Source organism: Dorea sp. AM13-35 (assembly GCF_003473885.1).
Lineage (GTDB): Bacteria > Bacillota > Clostridia > Lachnospirales > Lachnospiraceae > Dorea_D > Dorea_D hominis.
Map to the genome: position 1 here is coordinate 191,360 of NZ_QUCZ01000002.1, position 16,115 is coordinate 207,474.

Sequence of the window (16,115 nt, forward strand, 5' to 3'; positions counted from 1 at the left end):
AGGAGAATTTATTTTATGAAAATTATAGTATTAGCCGGAGGACTCAGTCCTGAGCGCGACGTATCACTTATTTCCGGAGCAGGAATCTGTAAAACACTACGCGAAAGGGGGCATCAGGCTTATCTGCTGGACGTTTATTTTGGACTACCTTATGATGCGGATAAACTGGACGAAGTCTTCGATCTTCCGGACGCCGGACTTGGTATTGCAGAAGGTATCAAAACAACGATGCCGGATCTCGATGCTTTGAAAAAGTCCCGACCTGATCAGTCCGACTGCTATCTTGGACCGAACGTCATCGAGCTGTGCCGTATGGCAGATATTACTTTTATGGCTCTGCACGGTTCTGTCGGTGAGAACGGAAAGTTGCAGGCTACTTTTGATATCCTCGGCATCCGTTATACCGGTCCGAATTCTCTGGGTTGTTCCCTTTCTATGAATAAACTGGTTGCCAAACAGATTTTTAAAATGAGTCGTGTAGCAACTCCGCGAGGAACTTCCCTGAATCGCCAGACAAAGGATACCCCGCTTGACGAGCTGGGATATTATCTTCCACTGGTTATCAAACCATGCTCCGGCGGTTCCAGCATCGGTGTATTTATCGTTCACACCGAAGAAGAATATCTTGATGCGATCCATCAGTCTTTTGATGTCCATCAGGAAGAAGAAGTTGTAATTGAACCTTATATCAAAGGAAGAGAATTTGCCTGTGGTATTCTCGCCGGCAAAGCACTTCCGATCGTAGAGATCATTCCTAAAGACGGTGTGTTCAACTACGAGAACAAATACCAGGCAGGCGGCGCACAGGAAATCTGCCCTCCGGTCTCTCTCGATGAGAAGACACAGAAGAAAATGAAGCGCATGGCAGAGAAGGCATTTCACACTTTACGCATGGATGTGTATGCACGCGCTGACTTTATCGTTGACGATACAGACGGTAAGTTCTATTGTCTGGAAATGAACGGACTTCCGGGTATGACTCCGGCGAGTCTGATTCCGAAGGCTGCGAAGGCTGCCGGTTTGGAATATGGTGATCTGTGCGAGCAGATCATTGATGAATCAATCAAAGCACGCTACCAATAAGGAGGAATTTATTCTATGAAAAACCTTACTTTGGAAAATATCACCAAGGCCTGTAAAGGAACTTATCACGGCGATACATCCAAACTTTCCCAGGAAGTAGCAGGTGTCGTAATCGACAGTCGTAAAGTCGAGAAAGATTACCTTTTTGTCGCTATTGACGGGGAAAATGTAAATGCACATAAATTTATCCCGGATACAATCGAGAAGGGCGCAATGTGTGTCGTTTCCCATGAAGATCTGGGCGAAACCGATTACCCGTATATTCTGGTAGAATCAACCGGTCAGGCACTTTTAGACATTGCGAAACTGTACCGTGATTCTTTCGATGTAAAGGTTGTCGGAATTACAGGAAGTGTCGGAAAGACAAGTACAAAAGAGATGATCGCATCTGTACTTTCCCAGAAATACAATGTTCATAAGACATTAGGAAATTTCAATAACGAATGGGGACTTCCGATCACAATTTTTGAAATGAACGAGGAGAACCAGGTTGCTATTCTGGAAATGGGAGTCAACCACTTCGGCGAGATGCGCAGACTTTCTTCTGTTGCAAGTCCGGATGTATGTGTGATCACGAACATCGGTGTTGCCCACTTGGAATTTTTCAAGACAAGAGAAGGTATCTTCCAGGAGAAATCCCAGATGATCCAGGATATGAAAAATGGCGGGACCATCATTTTCAACGGAGATGATGATATTTTACGTGAATCCGGTCCGATCAAAGGTGTAGAGCCTGTATTCTTCGGAACCGGTGACAACAGTGATTTCCGCGCAACAGATATTAAACCGCTCGGACTTAAAGGAACTTCATGTACGCTCCACATGCCAAATGGAACTTCTTTTGACTGCGTTGTTCCGCTTCCGGGTATCCACATGGTATCCAATGCGCTGGCAGGTGCCGCTGTCGGATACAGCCTTGATCTGACAAATGAAGAAATCAAAGCCGGTATTGAGAATCTCCCATCTATTCCGGGAAGAAACCACATCATCATTACCGATAAGCTGACGATCTTAGATGACTGCTACAATGCAAATCCGATTTCTACAAAGGCATCCATTGATGTTCTCGATATGGCGATCGGACGTAAAGTTGCTGTCCTTGGAAATATGGGTGAACTTGGTGCAAATGAAAAAGAACTGCACCACGAGACAGGCGCATATGCCGCTGAAAAAGGTGTAGATGTTGTATGCGCGATCGGAGATCTTGCGAAAGAAATTGCAAACGGTGCTTCCGTAGACGGTACAGAAGTACACTGGTTTGAAACAAAAGCGGATTTCCTTGCAGAGATGAAAAATATTATGAAAGAGGGAGACAATGTCCTTGTCAAAGCTTCTCATGGAATGCATTTTCCTGAACTGGTAGAGGCTCTGGAAGCATTGTAGGAGTGTAGAATCCATGGAATATCAGATATTAGCACTGGACCTCGACGGTACGCTGACCAACTCGAAGAAAGAGATCTCCAGACCTACTCTGGAAGCTCTGATCGATATTCAGGAGCAGGGCAAGAAAGTCGTGCTTGCCAGCGGACGTCCGACCAAGGGAGTTCTTCCACTCGCGAAACAACTACTTCTGGAAGACTACGGAAGCTATATTCTCTCTTTTAACGGTGCCAGAATTACCGATTGCAGAAGTATGCAGGCGATCTATAATAAGACTCTTCCTGGAGATATTGTAGAACCTCTTCTGCAGATTTTAAGAAAATATGACGGGCTGGATATTTTGTCTTATACAGCAGATAATATCCTCTCCGGAATCAAACCGAACAAATATACCGAACTGGAATCCCGGATCAATCACATGCCGATCATCGAGACGGATGATTTTGCGGCAAGCATTAAAGAACCGGCGAACAAGTTTCTTGTAACAGGAGAACCGGAGATTATTGCAAAAGCGCAAAAGGAAGTGACGGATTATTTCCGTTCTTACCTCTACATCTACTGCTCCGATCCGTTCTTCCTGGAAATCATGCCTCCGCAGGTGGATAAGGCACATTCTCTTCTGAAGCTGTTATCCAGCATCGGACTTACTTCAGATCAGATGATCTGCTGCGGCGACGGTTACAACGACATTACGATGATCGAGACCGCCGGCCTTGGCGTTGCCATGGCGAACGCACAGCCGCTGGTGCGCGAGCGCGCCGATTACATCACCAAGTCCAACGACGAGGATGGCGTACTGCATGTTATTAATGAATTTTTGCGGTAGGGATACGCCTGAAGTATTTCCTTAAGTAGAATTGCTTTTCGCTTCTCCCGCCGAGGACGAATTTTCATGCATATATAAAAAACAAGGGAGCTGGGCTCCGCGGATATATTGTATATCCGTGAAGTCAGCTCCCTTGTTGCTTTTCTTTGTTCTGCAGATATGCTCTTGGCTTGTTGGGGTATCCCCTTTTGGCTTTTCTTTTCCCTGAGGGATACGCTCTTGGCTTGTTGTGTATCTCTTTTTCCCTTATACTTCTTCCAAGAGATACTTCTTTGTATCCCTCCGTCCTGTCTCAGCTTGCTTGGGGATACATCGCGCTTTTCGATGTATCCCCTTTTATCTTCTCCACCCTTTAAAGATATAACACATATATTTACTTCACAAGCTTGAAATCTTCTTTCTCCACAATTTCTTTCCTGTAATTGTCAAAGTATTTTCCCCAATCAGCCTTGCTGTCACCTGCATGCTTCTCGCTATACTCCTTCTCCAGCTTCTCTCTATATTTGATCTGTGGAAGAAGTTTCTGATATACCGTCTTCTCATATTTCCAATAATCTTCCGGTGAATCAAACTGTGCAATGATCTCATCAACTTGTTTCTGGCTGGATTCATCCAGTTTCTTACCTTCATACTCAGCACGCATATCACTTACATAATCTGCCACTTCTTTGTCTGTCGCCTTACAGCCTGCCTTCATTGCCTCTGTACATAATGCTGCGCTTTCTTTTTCATATTTATAAGCTTCTTTTTCTGCTTCTTCTTCGCTCATGCCTTTAGCCTTATAATATGCAATTGCTTTTTCCATATCAGTTTTTGTAATTTCTGAATAATTTCCCTTCGCATATAAGTTTTTTGCGGAAGCCTCTTCTGGATTCTTGTATTCTTTTTTCAGTACTTTTCCAAAGCCCTCCAATGAGACCTTGCCATTTGCCTGGGAATTATTCTGCACAACGCTTCCGGCAAGCGCCAGACATCCAGTAACTACGACTACCGCACTTATAACTTTTCCTTTTTTACTCATAATCTTTCTCTCCCGCGTCCATTAAATATCTGTGATTGTTTCATTGCTTTTCAGAATCCCTGCTATTACGACTTTCTTCTTTTTCTTTTCGGCTTTCTTCTTTCACTTTTTTTTTTTCTCATCCAAAAAGAACCCCGAACCTATCACCGCAGTAAGTGAAAACCATTTTAATGCGCATAATAACATATCCTGTGTTCCATATTTTCTTATTTCAAGAGATACCATTACCATCACTGTAACACATACAATAAAATGAACAATATAAAGTATTAATGGACTTTCTTTCATAGATATTCCTCCTTCTCTGGTCGTTATTTTTCTCCTTCCAGCATTCTATATTCTGATATTATCATCCAATTTTTGTTCCGTCAATATATATTTAGATATTCTATGTATTGTTTTTTCTTTTATCAACTATATAATGTATTTATAAATATTATTATGTCAAATTCGGAGGTATACAAATGAACAAAGCGTGTAAAACATATTATAAGAATCTCAAGCTTTTTCTTCCTATACATAAAGCAACGGAAAAGCAGTTATTTCAGGATATCAAATCCGCATTGACCAATCTGTCTGAAGAAAATCCCGCTATTAATTATTCTGAAATATGTGATGAACTTGGTAATCCCGAAGAAATCGTAGCTGACTATTATTCAAACTGTGATTCTTCTTATCTGACCAAGAATCTTCGTTTTACCTGCTATATCCGCAGAATGTTCGTTGCAGTTCTCATTGCGGTCATCATCGTAACGGGCGTACGCAGCTTTTATCTGCATGAATTATACATACAAAGTCAAAAAGAAATCCCAAATCTATATATCGAAACAATTGAATAACACAAGGAGAGATTATTACTATGAAAAAAATATTATCATTTATCATTATTTTATCTTTAGCTTTATTTCCTATTGATGTATCAGCAGCAACTTCGTCTGATGAAATTGAATACTTCTCTAACGGGGACTATATCATCTTCACCATTGAAGACGAATCTTCCAATTCTATACAGCCATATTCAAAAACTGTTACAAAATCTAAAACCGGTCGATACATCCACAACAACTCTGTACAATGGTATGTCAAAGTAACCGGTACATTCACATATGGATCAGGCACTTCCAAATGTACTTCCTCTAGTGTATCTGCCAAATCCAGCGCGGATGGATGGAAAATTGTAAACAGCTCCGCATCCAAATCAAAGAACACAGCCAGCGCTACAGCCACCGCAAAACACTATTATAATAACTCTGTCATCGACACCGTAACCCGCACAGTGAAACTTACATGCAGTTCAACCGGAAAATTTTCTTAAGATTTATTTAATTTTTCATTAATATTTATTGTATATGCAATGTAAAAATAGTTGTTTTCTTAAGGTTTATTCTTTATAATAGTTAGCAACGGAAGGGATTGACACTATTATGCGGGCACAGAATAATTTCAAAAAGGGCGCTGTAGAGATGCTCTTACTTCACATTTTAAAAGAGCAGGGAGACTGCTACGGATATCAGTTTTCCAAACTGATCAAAGAATTGTCGGACGATTATCTGACAGTTCCGGAGGGATCGCTTTATCCCGCCCTGTACAAACTTATCGAAAAGGGATATATCTCCGATTATAAGAAGCCTGCCGGGAAGCGGATGATCCGTGTTTACTATCATCTGGAAGCATCCGGCGAAGAACGGCTTGCTTATCTGAAAAATGAATTTTACGAAACGAATCGTTCTATCGAGAAGATCCTTGATTATGATTTTCCGGTAGAATCTTAACTCTAAAAGTCCCAGCAGATATACGCCTGCTGGGATTTTTATTTGTACATTATACTTTCTCCGAATATTAAACCACGAAGCGACTGTTCCACAGATTCATAACATCTGCGAAGCAGGCGCTTCTTTCATTCCAGTTTCTTATGTTCTTATTTTTGCCCTATTCCATTAATAATGCTTACTACTTTATTTTACCTTAATTTTCACACTTGCTTTCTTATTCGTTCCATCCAGCGCCATCGCCGTGATCTTCACGCTCGCACCTTTTTTTGCATTTTTCAGCGCCGTGACTTTACCGGAAGAGCTGACTTTTATGTACTTCGGGTTACTGCTTGTATAGCGAAGTGTCTTATTTACTTTCTTTCCGGTCGTCTTCACTGTCGTTTTCAATTTGCTGCTCTTTCCGCGGGCAAGTGTTTTCGTTCCTTTCATGAAAATAGATTTCACACGGTCTTTTAATATAGAAAGTCTGATGCTTGCTTTCTTCTTGCTTCCATCCTTTGCTGTCGCCGTGATCGTTACCGTTTTGCCTTTTCCTGCTGCCAGTGTTTTCACAAGTCCTTTGCTGTTCACAGTCGCATATTTCTTATTACTTGTCTTCCACGTTACAGCCCTGTTGCTTGCTTTCGCCGGTGCGACAGTTGTCTTTAACTGCACACTCTTTCCTGCCGCAATTTTCTTCGACAATGCGGAAGTGACTTTCACAGAACTCACTTTGATCTCTGACGGCTTCTGTGTGTTATCGTCCTTCTTGTTATCATCCTTCTTATCGTCGTCTTTTTTATCATCATCTTTCTTTCCGTCATCTGGCTCATCCACATAATCCATCTTCTGATCTGCAAATACATTCAATGCCGGAGCTTCTGTCACATTCTGCTCCCCATTACTGCAAACGGTTCCACCATAAGACCAGTTGCTCTCATCCGAAAGATCAATGATCAGAGACGGACGCACCCCAATATGATTGCGATCCACCAATTCCCCATAATTACGGATAAATCCATAATTGCATACATATGCCGCATAATTCTGGTACTGTCCCGGCGAGCGTGTCCACCAGAGACAGTTGCCGATAAATCCATCCTCATAATTGCTCCACACGCCCATTGCTTTCGCATAAGTGGAGCTCTTGGAGCGACGCGCCTCATCTCTCGCACCCGGATCACCGTCACGATAATTGGAAATAAATCCATGCGTCAGTGCCTGCGCACCGCCGTACACTTCCATTTCCGCAAGCAGAAAAATCCTGTCATTCGTATCAGATCCGCCGACCGTATCATAATGTAAATTTCCCAAATTCTGAAGCGAAGTATTTACAAGCGCTTGCTGCTCTTTTTCCCGGAAAGCTGTATCCTTAAAGTTCTTCTCTTTTTCCTCTCCATATCCATTCAGCCAGCTCCGGATCGATGACTGTTCCCATGTCGTATCTTTTGCTTCTCTATTATATAGCTGGTCATCCAATGAGACATCCGCAAGCAGAAGTGCATTCTTATCTGCTATATTTAACACACGCCAGCGGATCGGTTCATAACGGAAATAGTGATACGTCACACTTCTTGCCCAGAAATAATAATGTGGGATATCCTGTCCGCTTGTTGCAGGAAAAGTGCTGTCTTCCTTTCGGATTCGGCGATATTTTACACCATCTATGACCGTATCTCCATTTTTCGTATATTTAGCGTCTTGCAGTTGTTGATATACTTTATCATTAACTTCATAATCGGATTCTTTACTCCACTTCTGATTCTTCGCCGCACCACACTGCGTCTTCTCCGACACAATCTCCGTCTGTGGATAATATCCATAATAAATCGTATCCCACGTCACCCGCTGTCCGGCTTCCATCGATGTGTCCGTTTCTATCTGCGGCTTCTTAAGTTCCACCGCATCCGCCGCCTGTACGCACAGATTTCCAATAGATGCGGACTTTGCCGGTATACCCGTCATACCGATCATCAACGCTGCCGCCAGCAAAATACTGATCACTTTCTTTTTCATTTTCTTTTTCCTCCCATTGTAGTCCCCGGCATTTCATTCACCGGCACATTCACTTTGATACTATTATATTTCCTGTGTCACCTGTATTCAAATTCATAGATCCTATAAATACCCTCATTTATTATAATTATCGATTATGCAATCTTCCTTATAGAAAGTTATAATAAAAGTGGTCTGTTATAAATTTTTACTAATTTTAAAGAGAGGAAAGGAAAGTTATGAAAAAAAGATTTGCAAAACTTGCCGCAATTCTGCTCTCTTCTGCGATGACGCTGACGATGATTCCAACGAATTTCGTATACGCGAAAGACGTGGATACCACAGCAGTCCAGACAGAGGCAACAGATGACCAGCAGGACGAGTCCGGTAAGATCACAATCCCGGACACAGCAGAATCAGCAACAGACAAAAAAGCTGAAACTGTAACAGAAGCCAAAGATCAGAAAGATCAAAAAGACGACGCAAAAGTCGAAAACAAATCTGCTGATAAAAAGGCAGCCAAATCTAAAGCAGTAGAAAAAACAACTGTAAAGAAACAGGCAAAAGCAGCAGATGACACAAAAGATGATGCAAAAGACGACGGCGATAAGAAAGATGATGATGAAGCAGTCGAGAAAGTAACAATTAATTCTATACCTGTTACTTATGCTGATGGGAAAATGGTAGAAGATGGCGTTACCATAGATTTCTTCAACAGCGAAGACGGCGCGCAATCTTCTTATACAGTAAAAAATGGTTTAATTAAAAATATCGAAATGGTTCCAGGTGTATCTTATAAAGTTACGTTAAGCTGGAATGACTGGGATTATATTGAAGAACATGATATGGCTTACGCACAGGATGGCTTCGTCCGTGTCGCTGTAAATAAAGATTCCAAAACTTTATTACACTACGATATGACAGAGGGCAAGATTACGGACAAAATTGTCCGTAAATTAGTCATCAAAAAATACGACGCAAAAGATCCGGTTAAAGTTACCATTCCTTCTGTTCCGGTTAACTACACAGACGGTAAACCTGTAGAAAACGGACATGTTATTGAAGTCTCTTTCGCCGGTGAATCTTCTTACCCGGATACTTATACTGTGAAGAATGGTAAGATTTACAATGTTGAACTTCTTGCAAATGAACAGTATAAATTTGGTATCAGCCCTGATGAAGATGAAGATTTCTGGGCTGATTACGAAATGGCTTATGCTGAGGACGAATTCGTCCGTGCCGGTGTAGATGAAAATTCCAAAACATTATTCTACTATGACACAACCAACAACAAAGTTACCGGAACTCCAATCCGTCAGCTTCTTGTTAAGAAATATGGCGCAGATGATTCAAAACCAGAAAAAGTTACCATTCCTTCTTTACAGGTTACATATGCAGATGGAAAGCCAGTAGAAGACGGACATGTATTTGCTTTCTATAATACAGATGATGCAGCAAATGATACTGTTTCCTACACTACAAAAGATGGTAAACTTTCCAACTTAAAACTGGAAGCCGGTGTTCCGTATAAAGTTTCTATCGATGACTACGAAGATGAAGATTTCTGGACTGATTATGAACTGGCTTACGCACAGGACGGTTTCGTTCGTGTAGCTGCAACCCAGAATTCCAAAACATTGTTACATTATGACAATGAAACCGAGGCCATCACAAAGACACCTGTCAGAAAACTTACGGTTAAGGAATATGGCGCAAAAGATCCGGTAAAAGTACCTTACAATAAGGATGTAAACGTTGCTGATATCGACGTTGTATACGAAGACGGTACTCCGGTAGAAGATGGTATGGCATTTGACCTCATCAACATGCAGACCCTTCTGGATAGTAATAACTACTCTACACGTTATACGACCAAAGACGGTAAGCTCTCCGGTGTAAAGATGAAAGCCGAAGTACAGTACAAGATTGGTTTTGATGTAGCTAACAAATACTGGCAGACACACAATATCGTAGGTGCTTACAAGAGTGATAAATTAATGCGTATTTACGCACGTTATGACAACCAGGCTCCACTTTATTATGACTATGATGAAGGTATTGATGCTGACGAGCAGGTATGCACTAAGATCGTTGTAAAGAAACTGGACAAGAAACAGGATCCAAGCTGTATCGTTCCGGCTTCTTGCTGGATGAGCTTACTGCTCTCTGACAACGGTTATTACGCAGAAGGCGGATTATCCTTCAAGATGACCCGTCTGGATACAAATAAATCCAAAACTGTCCTGAGCCGTGAAGGTGAAGTTGTTGTTATGGGTGAAAGTTACACCGACTATCTTCTGACTCTGGATGAAAATGATACTTATGAGATTGATTTCGATACAAACCCATTATTCAAGCAGTACAAAGAACTGGGCGGTATTCCATTCCAGTTCCAGCAGGATAAAGCCGGCAAGACACAGGCTGTCCTGAAAGGCTATGATGTGGAAGATATCGAAGGACGTCTGAACTACAACTACCTGGATCTTAAGAGAATCGACGGTAAGGAAAATACAACCGGCAAGAAGTTCTCTGATGATGAATGCGGTGACAGCCAGGAAGTAAAAACACTTTATGCCGCAGACAAAGTTACTTTAAAAGATATGAAAGTAAATGAATACAATGAAGCTACAGAGAGCTCTGCTCCACTGGACAAAGATATTACATTTGTATTCTACAATTGCTCAACACAGACCATTGAAACTACTGTTAAATCTCACAACGGAGTACTTCCGGATGTAGAAATGTTCAAAGATCATCACTACATCGTATATGCTGAGGATTCCGAATACGAGATGCCAAATCATTACATCACTCTGTCTAAGACAGGTGACAAACCACTTTGCTATAAATGCAATGAAAATGAAAGCAGCTTTGATCTCACAAAGAGACAGACAGCTCTGGAAGATCCAAAAGATGCTGCACGTGTCAATGTAAGCCTTCCAGTATACTATGTAGACAAAGAAGGCAACATGAACACAGTTCCGGATGTTAACGTAAAACTGGTAAGCCCTTACGAAACTGTAAATGGTGTCAGTGATGCAGAAGGAAACCTCAACGTAAGCCTGATGGAAGATTACAACTACATGGTACAGGTAGAAAGCGACAAATACGGCGTAGAATCCTTCCCATTAACTGTAAAAGACAAATCCGAATATGGAGCAGGAAAATACACATTCAACCACTTCAGCTGCGGAAGCGTCGGAGGCATTTACCTCGTAGATAAAGGAACAGAACATGACCGTGACGTTGTTATGGTTGGCTCTTCAAACAACACAACAGTTACAGGTCTGAACTTCGGTAAAGGAAGCTACTACATCAACGATCGCGTATTAGAAGATTACAAAGTTGATGAATTAGAAGGCAAAGATTATGAAGTTGTTGATATCGATGCAATCAACATGTACAGAACTGAGATTTCCAAACTGGCAGCCGGTGATTTCGTAATCACAAGAGTGGTTCCGGAAGGAAAAGCTGTAAAAAATGTTTACTACATCGACAAAAACGGTAAACTCCAGAGACTGAACTTCACAGAAAGCAACGGAATCGTTACTTTCAAGATGGGATCCATCTCTATGTACAACAATGTTATTGAATACAAATCTGCAGATGAAACAACTCCGGATAAACCGAATCAGGATAAGCCTGCTAAGAAAACGGCTGTAAAATCCAACCAGGTTTCCTTAAGCAAAGTACGTTATACTTACAATGGAAAATCCATCAAACCGGCTGTAAAAGTTACTGTAAAAGGTAAGAAGCTGAAAAACGGCACGGATTATACTGTAAAATATTCTTCTAATAAAAAAGTCGGAAGAGCAAAAGCAGTTGTAACATTCAAAGGAAACTACACAGGAAAGATCACTAAATCATTCAAGATCAGCCCGGTAGCAACTTCTCTGAAATCTGTAAAAGCTGGCAAAAAAGCATTCAAGGCAACCTGGAAAAAACAGACCAAGCAGGTTACCGGTTATCAGATTCAGTATTCTGTTAAGAAAGGATTTGGTTCCAAAGTAAAAACTGTTACAATTTCTAAGAACAAAGTTACTTCTAAGACAATTAAGAACTTAAAGAAGAACAAGAAATATTATGTAAGAATCAGAACTTACAAGAAAGTCGGAGCGAAAAACTTCCACTCTGACTGGTCAAAAGTAAAATCTTTAAAAACAAAATAAGATGATACAATGGAAAAGGGATTCCGGCATTATGCCGGGATTTCTTTTTTATATAGTCATACATACGCATGTATGATATACTCATTTTATAGAATATTTATTCATCGGAGGAAAAGCTATGAAAAACAAATGGTTCAAGCGACTTGCCTGCGCAGCACTTTCTGCCGCTCTCGTAGTAGAGCTTACATGCTTCGCCGGCCCAACCACTTCTTATGCCAAGGCACCGTCAACCGGTAAGATTTCCCTTACTGTAACCCAGGATTACAAGCAGGCACAGGCTATTTTAAAGTATGTGAACAAATATCGTAAGAAAAAACATCTGAAAGCTCTGAAACTGGATAAGGATCTTACAAAAGCTGCAATCACCCGTGGCGCGGAACTGAATATTTACACACCGCAGACCAGCCCACACCGCAGACCGAACGGGAAACTTACCAAGACGTTGAATAAACGTATTTGCTATGAAGACTGTCTGGAAATCGGCGGAAGTTACTACATGGAGCCTTCCGAATTTGGTGCTTCAGGCAGCATAACCAGTGCAAAAGCAGTTGTTGATTCCTGGATTGCTTCTCCGCCTCACCGCAAAGGATTACTGCTCTCCAAGGCAAAGTGCGCCGGTATCGCCGCTACTTACACAACAACAGAGTACGGCTATATCACTTCCGTAACATACTCTATTGAGTTCAGTAATACCAAAGTTAAAAAAGTAGAGAAGTCCAAATCCAAGGTAAAATACACGAAAAATGTAGACACCAAGAATGAATATCTGAAAAAGAAATATTTTTCAATACGCTCCTCCATCGATCAGCTCTACAATGAAAATCCTTCCATGCGACTGTATACCGACTACAACAGTCCATACATGTATGCACGCCCAATTCTTAATCCATCCAGCTTTACCTGGACCAGCAGCAATAAAGATATCGCTACTGTCAATAAGAACGGAATTGTGAAGAAGGGCTCCAAAACCGGTAAGGTGAAGATCACTGCTAAATTGAAAACCGGTACGAAAGTAAGTTTCTCCAAGACACTTACAGTGAAATAAACTGCAATAACATAATTTACTATATCAAAAACGACGGTCGTAAGTGGCTGTCGTTTTCTATTATTAAAAAGCACATCCTAACGCTTCTCATCTTTGCGTCAGAATGTGCTTCTTATTTTTTACAATCTCAAATTTTCTATCCAGGCATTTTATATTATGCTTCTGCTGTTTCTCCGTCTTCAGCTTCTTCATCATCTGCTGATGCATGAACTTCTGTTACACTTACAATCAGTGCTTCCGGATCCGTAGATAATGTAATCTCCGGATTCTTGGCAATATCCAGATCTTTTACTTTGATTGTATCACCTGCATGCATATCGCCTACATTGACTTCAATCTTATCTACAAGGTCTTTCGGTAATGCCTTAAATGCTACTTCTTCCAGATGTTCTTCCAATACACCTGTTGTTACTTTCTCGGCATCAACCAATACGATCTCAGCTACAGAGTGAACAGCTTCGTTGCTTACCAATGCCTGAAAATCTACTTCGTTGATCTGTTTTTTAATCGGATCAAACTGAATATCCTTAATCAGTACGTTATGTTTTGTTCCGTCAACATCAAGCATAACCTGACTTCCTTTATTATTCTTCTTCAGAAGGCTTTCTACTTCTTTTTTGTCCATTTTTACCGGAACAGATTCTTTCATCTCGCGGCCAAATACATTGCCCGTAACAAATCCTTCTCTTCTTAATTTCTTTGCTTTGATGTCCATGCTTCTTTTTTCAGCTTTTAAAGTATTCATTTATCTTTTCCTCCAAAAATCTGATATGCTTAGCATCCTTCGACTTTGTCTTACAATACAAAGAGGTGTGTTAAGTAGGTTTTCTTGTTACGGTTTTATTATATCTCTTCTATAACAAACAGATTAACCAAATATACACTTTTTTTGAGGTGTTTTTTTGTGATTTTTTCAATTTTTCTAAATTATATAGCAATAAAGCCGGCGCCCCCGGAAACGGGAAGCGCCAGCCATGAAGTTCTCTATCTCTGTTAAATTGCTCTTGTGTATTTCTCAAGCCATGCTTTCTCTTCGTCATTCAGATATGGCGAAATCACTTCGTATACTCTCGCATGATAATCATTGAGCAGCTTCTTGTCTTCTGCTGTCATGATATCCGGGTTGATGGCATCTAAGTCCATCGGAATCAGTGTAATCGCTTCAAAATACATGAACTGTCCATATTCGTTCAGAGTTCCTTTCTTTGTCAGAAGTTCGTTTTCCAGACGGATACCATGGGAACCTTCAATATAGATTCCCGGCTCATCTGTGATGATCATGCCTTCTGCAAGCGGCTCAGTCTCGCCCGGGCGGTATTTCCAGCGGAATCCAGTCGGTCCTTCGTGGATATTAAGCAGATAACCAACTCCATGTCCTGTTCCGTGATTGAAGTTCAAATCTCTGTCCCAGAAAGGCTTTCTTGCAAGGATATCCAGAACCATACCTGTAGATCCCTCTAAGAATTTTGCATTGCCAAGCTGCAAGTTACTGATCGCAACCAATGTAAAATGGTCTTTCATGATCTGCGGCACTTCGCCTAATGCATAAGTTCTTGTTACATCTGTAGATCCTTCATAAAATCCGGCGCCTGTATCTGTTAAGAACAGCTGTCCCTCTTTCAGCTCAACGTCTGTCTCCGGAGATGATGTATAATGCACAATTGCTCCATGCTCTCCAAAGGAAGAGATTGGCTCAAAGCTCGGGCGGATGAAATTGCCCATCTCTGCGCGGAACTCATCCAGCTTGTCTGACGCACTCATCTCTGTGATCTTCATCTTTCCGACATTCTCTTTCAACCATTTCATAAATCTGACATGAGCTACACTGTCTTTGATCTGGGCTTTGCGGATGTTTTTGATCTCTACCGGGTTCTTCATTGCTTTCATAAGAATTGCCGGATTTCTCTGCTCAATTGTTTTCACATTTTCCGGAATATTATTGAAAATTGCATAGTTCAGTTTACCTGGATCAACCATCACAACTGTATCTTCTGTAAACTTTTTCACATCTTCATAAATGTCATTGTACGGATGAAGTTTCACACCATCTGCTGCCAGCTTTGCTTTCAACGCATCATCCAGTTTACGTTCATCAATATACAGCTCTACGCCATCTATTGTAACGATCGCATAAGATAATACCATCGGGAAGAAATCAATATCATTTCCACGGATATTGAGCATCCAGCAGATATCATCCAGTGTTGTCATTACATGTGTATTCGCTCCTGCATCCTTCATCTCTTTACGGATTCTTGCAAGTTTGTCAGCAACCGTCTCTCCTGCATATTTCACATCCAGATCAAATGCCGGTTCTTCTGACATTGCCGGGCGGTCACTCCAGATCTCATCGATCAGGTCTTCCTGGTAATTCACATGTGCGTCTTTCTTTGCTGCAATGTCTGCATAGCCCTGACCTTCTCCGACAGATACTACTCTTCCGTCAAATCCAAGTGTTTCCCCTGCCTGTAACACTTTCTCGATGTAAGCATTCATCTCCGGCACACCCGGTTCTCCCATCTTCATCAGCTCTACTGTAGATTCTTCCAACTGCTTTGCAGCCTGGATGAAATAACGTCCGTCCGTCCACAGTCTTGCCTCTGTCTTTGTGATGACTGCTGTCCCTGCGGAACCAGAAAATCCTGTGATGAACTTTCTCGCCTTGAAATGTTCCCCAACATATTCACTTTGATGGAAATCAGCGGTTGGCACTACATAAACATCAATCTTCTTCTCCTCCATCCGTTTGCGAAGTGCTTCGAGTCTCTCTGGTACTGTCATTTGTTGTTCCTTCTTTCTTATTAGATTTGTTACCCCTCTGCAATTACCATACCAATCCGTAATG

13 protein-coding genes are annotated in these 16,115 nt (G+C 41.3%); 8 read left to right on the forward strand and 5 right to left on the reverse strand.

What is annotated here, in order from left to right; translation table 11 throughout:
- Positions 1-15 precede the first annotated feature (15 nt).
- From DW152_RS03850 to DW152_RS03860, 3 genes are read left to right on the forward strand one after another with little or no spacing between them, the layout of a single operon-like run.
- Positions 16-1,083 (forward strand): D-alanine--D-alanine ligase family protein, encoded by a 1,068-nt coding sequence (locus DW152_RS03850; protein ID WP_118287992.1) that lies wholly within the window; start codon positions 16-18, stop codon positions 1,081-1,083.
- Positions 1,084-1,098: 15 nt separating this feature from the next.
- Positions 1,099-2,466 carry a UDP-N-acetylmuramoyl-tripeptide--D-alanyl-D-alanine ligase gene (locus DW152_RS03855; RefSeq protein ID WP_021859669.1) on the forward strand — a complete coding sequence of 456 codons (1,368 nt, stop codon included), beginning with the start codon at positions 1,099-1,101 and terminating at the stop codon, positions 2,464-2,466.
- Positions 2,467-2,479: 13 nt separating this feature from the next.
- Positions 2,480-3,289, forward strand: a complete 810-nt coding sequence (locus tag DW152_RS03860; RefSeq protein WP_118287993.1) for a Cof-type HAD-IIB family hydrolase — start codon at positions 2,480-2,482, stop codon at positions 3,287-3,289.
- 373 nt (positions 3,290-3,662) lie between these two features.
- Here DW152_RS03860 and DW152_RS03865 read toward each other — a convergent pair whose 3' ends face one another.
- Together DW152_RS03865 and DW152_RS03870 are read right to left on the reverse strand one after the other, a co-directional pair.
- Positions 3,663-4,310: a hypothetical protein gene (locus DW152_RS03865; RefSeq protein WP_021859667.1), complete on the reverse strand. Its 648-nt coding sequence runs from the start codon at positions 4,308-4,310 to the stop codon at positions 3,663-3,665.
- 102 nt (positions 4,311-4,412) lie between these two features.
- Positions 4,413-4,598 (reverse strand): hypothetical protein, encoded by a 186-nt coding sequence (locus DW152_RS03870; RefSeq protein ID WP_118287994.1) that lies wholly within the window; start codon positions 4,596-4,598, stop codon positions 4,413-4,415.
- Positions 4,599-4,774: 176 nt separating this feature from the next.
- Here DW152_RS03870 and DW152_RS03875 point away from each other — a divergent pair, with 176 nt between their 5' ends.
- From DW152_RS03875 to DW152_RS03885, 3 genes are all read left to right on the forward strand, one after another.
- Complete coding sequence (locus tag DW152_RS03875; protein ID WP_118287995.1) at positions 4,775-5,149, forward strand: DUF6120 family protein; 375 nt, start codon at positions 4,775-4,777, stop codon at positions 5,147-5,149.
- A 20-nt stretch (positions 5,150-5,169) separates the two neighbouring features.
- Positions 5,170-5,625, forward strand: a complete 456-nt coding sequence (locus DW152_RS03880; RefSeq protein ID WP_118287996.1) for a hypothetical protein — start codon at positions 5,170-5,172, stop codon at positions 5,623-5,625.
- Positions 5,626-5,734: 109 nt separating this feature from the next.
- Positions 5,735-6,082, forward strand: coding sequence for a PadR family transcriptional regulator (locus DW152_RS03885; RefSeq protein ID WP_021859663.1), 348 nt, complete (start codon positions 5,735-5,737; stop codon positions 6,080-6,082).
- 183 nt (positions 6,083-6,265) lie between these two features.
- Here the strand turns inward: DW152_RS03885 and DW152_RS03890 are convergent, their stop codons facing one another.
- Positions 6,266-8,077, reverse strand: coding sequence for a DUF6273 domain-containing protein (locus DW152_RS03890; RefSeq protein WP_118287997.1), 1,812 nt, complete (start codon positions 8,075-8,077; stop codon positions 6,266-6,268).
- Between the two features lie 218 nt (positions 8,078-8,295).
- Between DW152_RS03890 and DW152_RS03895 the strand changes: the two genes are divergently transcribed.
- Both DW152_RS03895 and DW152_RS03900 read left to right on the forward strand, forming a co-directional pair.
- Complete coding sequence (locus DW152_RS03895) at positions 8,296-12,225, forward strand: fibronectin type III domain-containing protein (RefSeq protein WP_118287998.1); 3,930 nt, start codon at positions 8,296-8,298, stop codon at positions 12,223-12,225.
- Between the two features lie 118 nt (positions 12,226-12,343).
- Complete coding sequence (locus DW152_RS03900) at positions 12,344-13,270, forward strand: CAP domain-containing protein (RefSeq protein ID WP_118287999.1); 927 nt, start codon at positions 12,344-12,346, stop codon at positions 13,268-13,270.
- 154 nt (positions 13,271-13,424) lie between these two features.
- Here the strand turns inward: DW152_RS03900 and DW152_RS03905 are convergent, their stop codons facing one another.
- Together DW152_RS03905 and DW152_RS03910 are read right to left on the reverse strand one after the other, a co-directional pair.
- Positions 13,425-14,015 carry a 50S ribosomal protein L25 gene (locus DW152_RS03905; protein WP_021859660.1) on the reverse strand — a complete coding sequence of 197 codons (591 nt, stop codon included), beginning with the start codon at positions 14,013-14,015 and terminating at the stop codon, positions 13,425-13,427.
- Between the two features lie 248 nt (positions 14,016-14,263).
- Positions 14,264-16,051, reverse strand: coding sequence for an aminopeptidase P family N-terminal domain-containing protein (locus DW152_RS03910; protein WP_118288000.1), 1,788 nt, complete (start codon positions 16,049-16,051; stop codon positions 14,264-14,266).
- Positions 16,052-16,115: the final 64 nt, after the last annotated feature.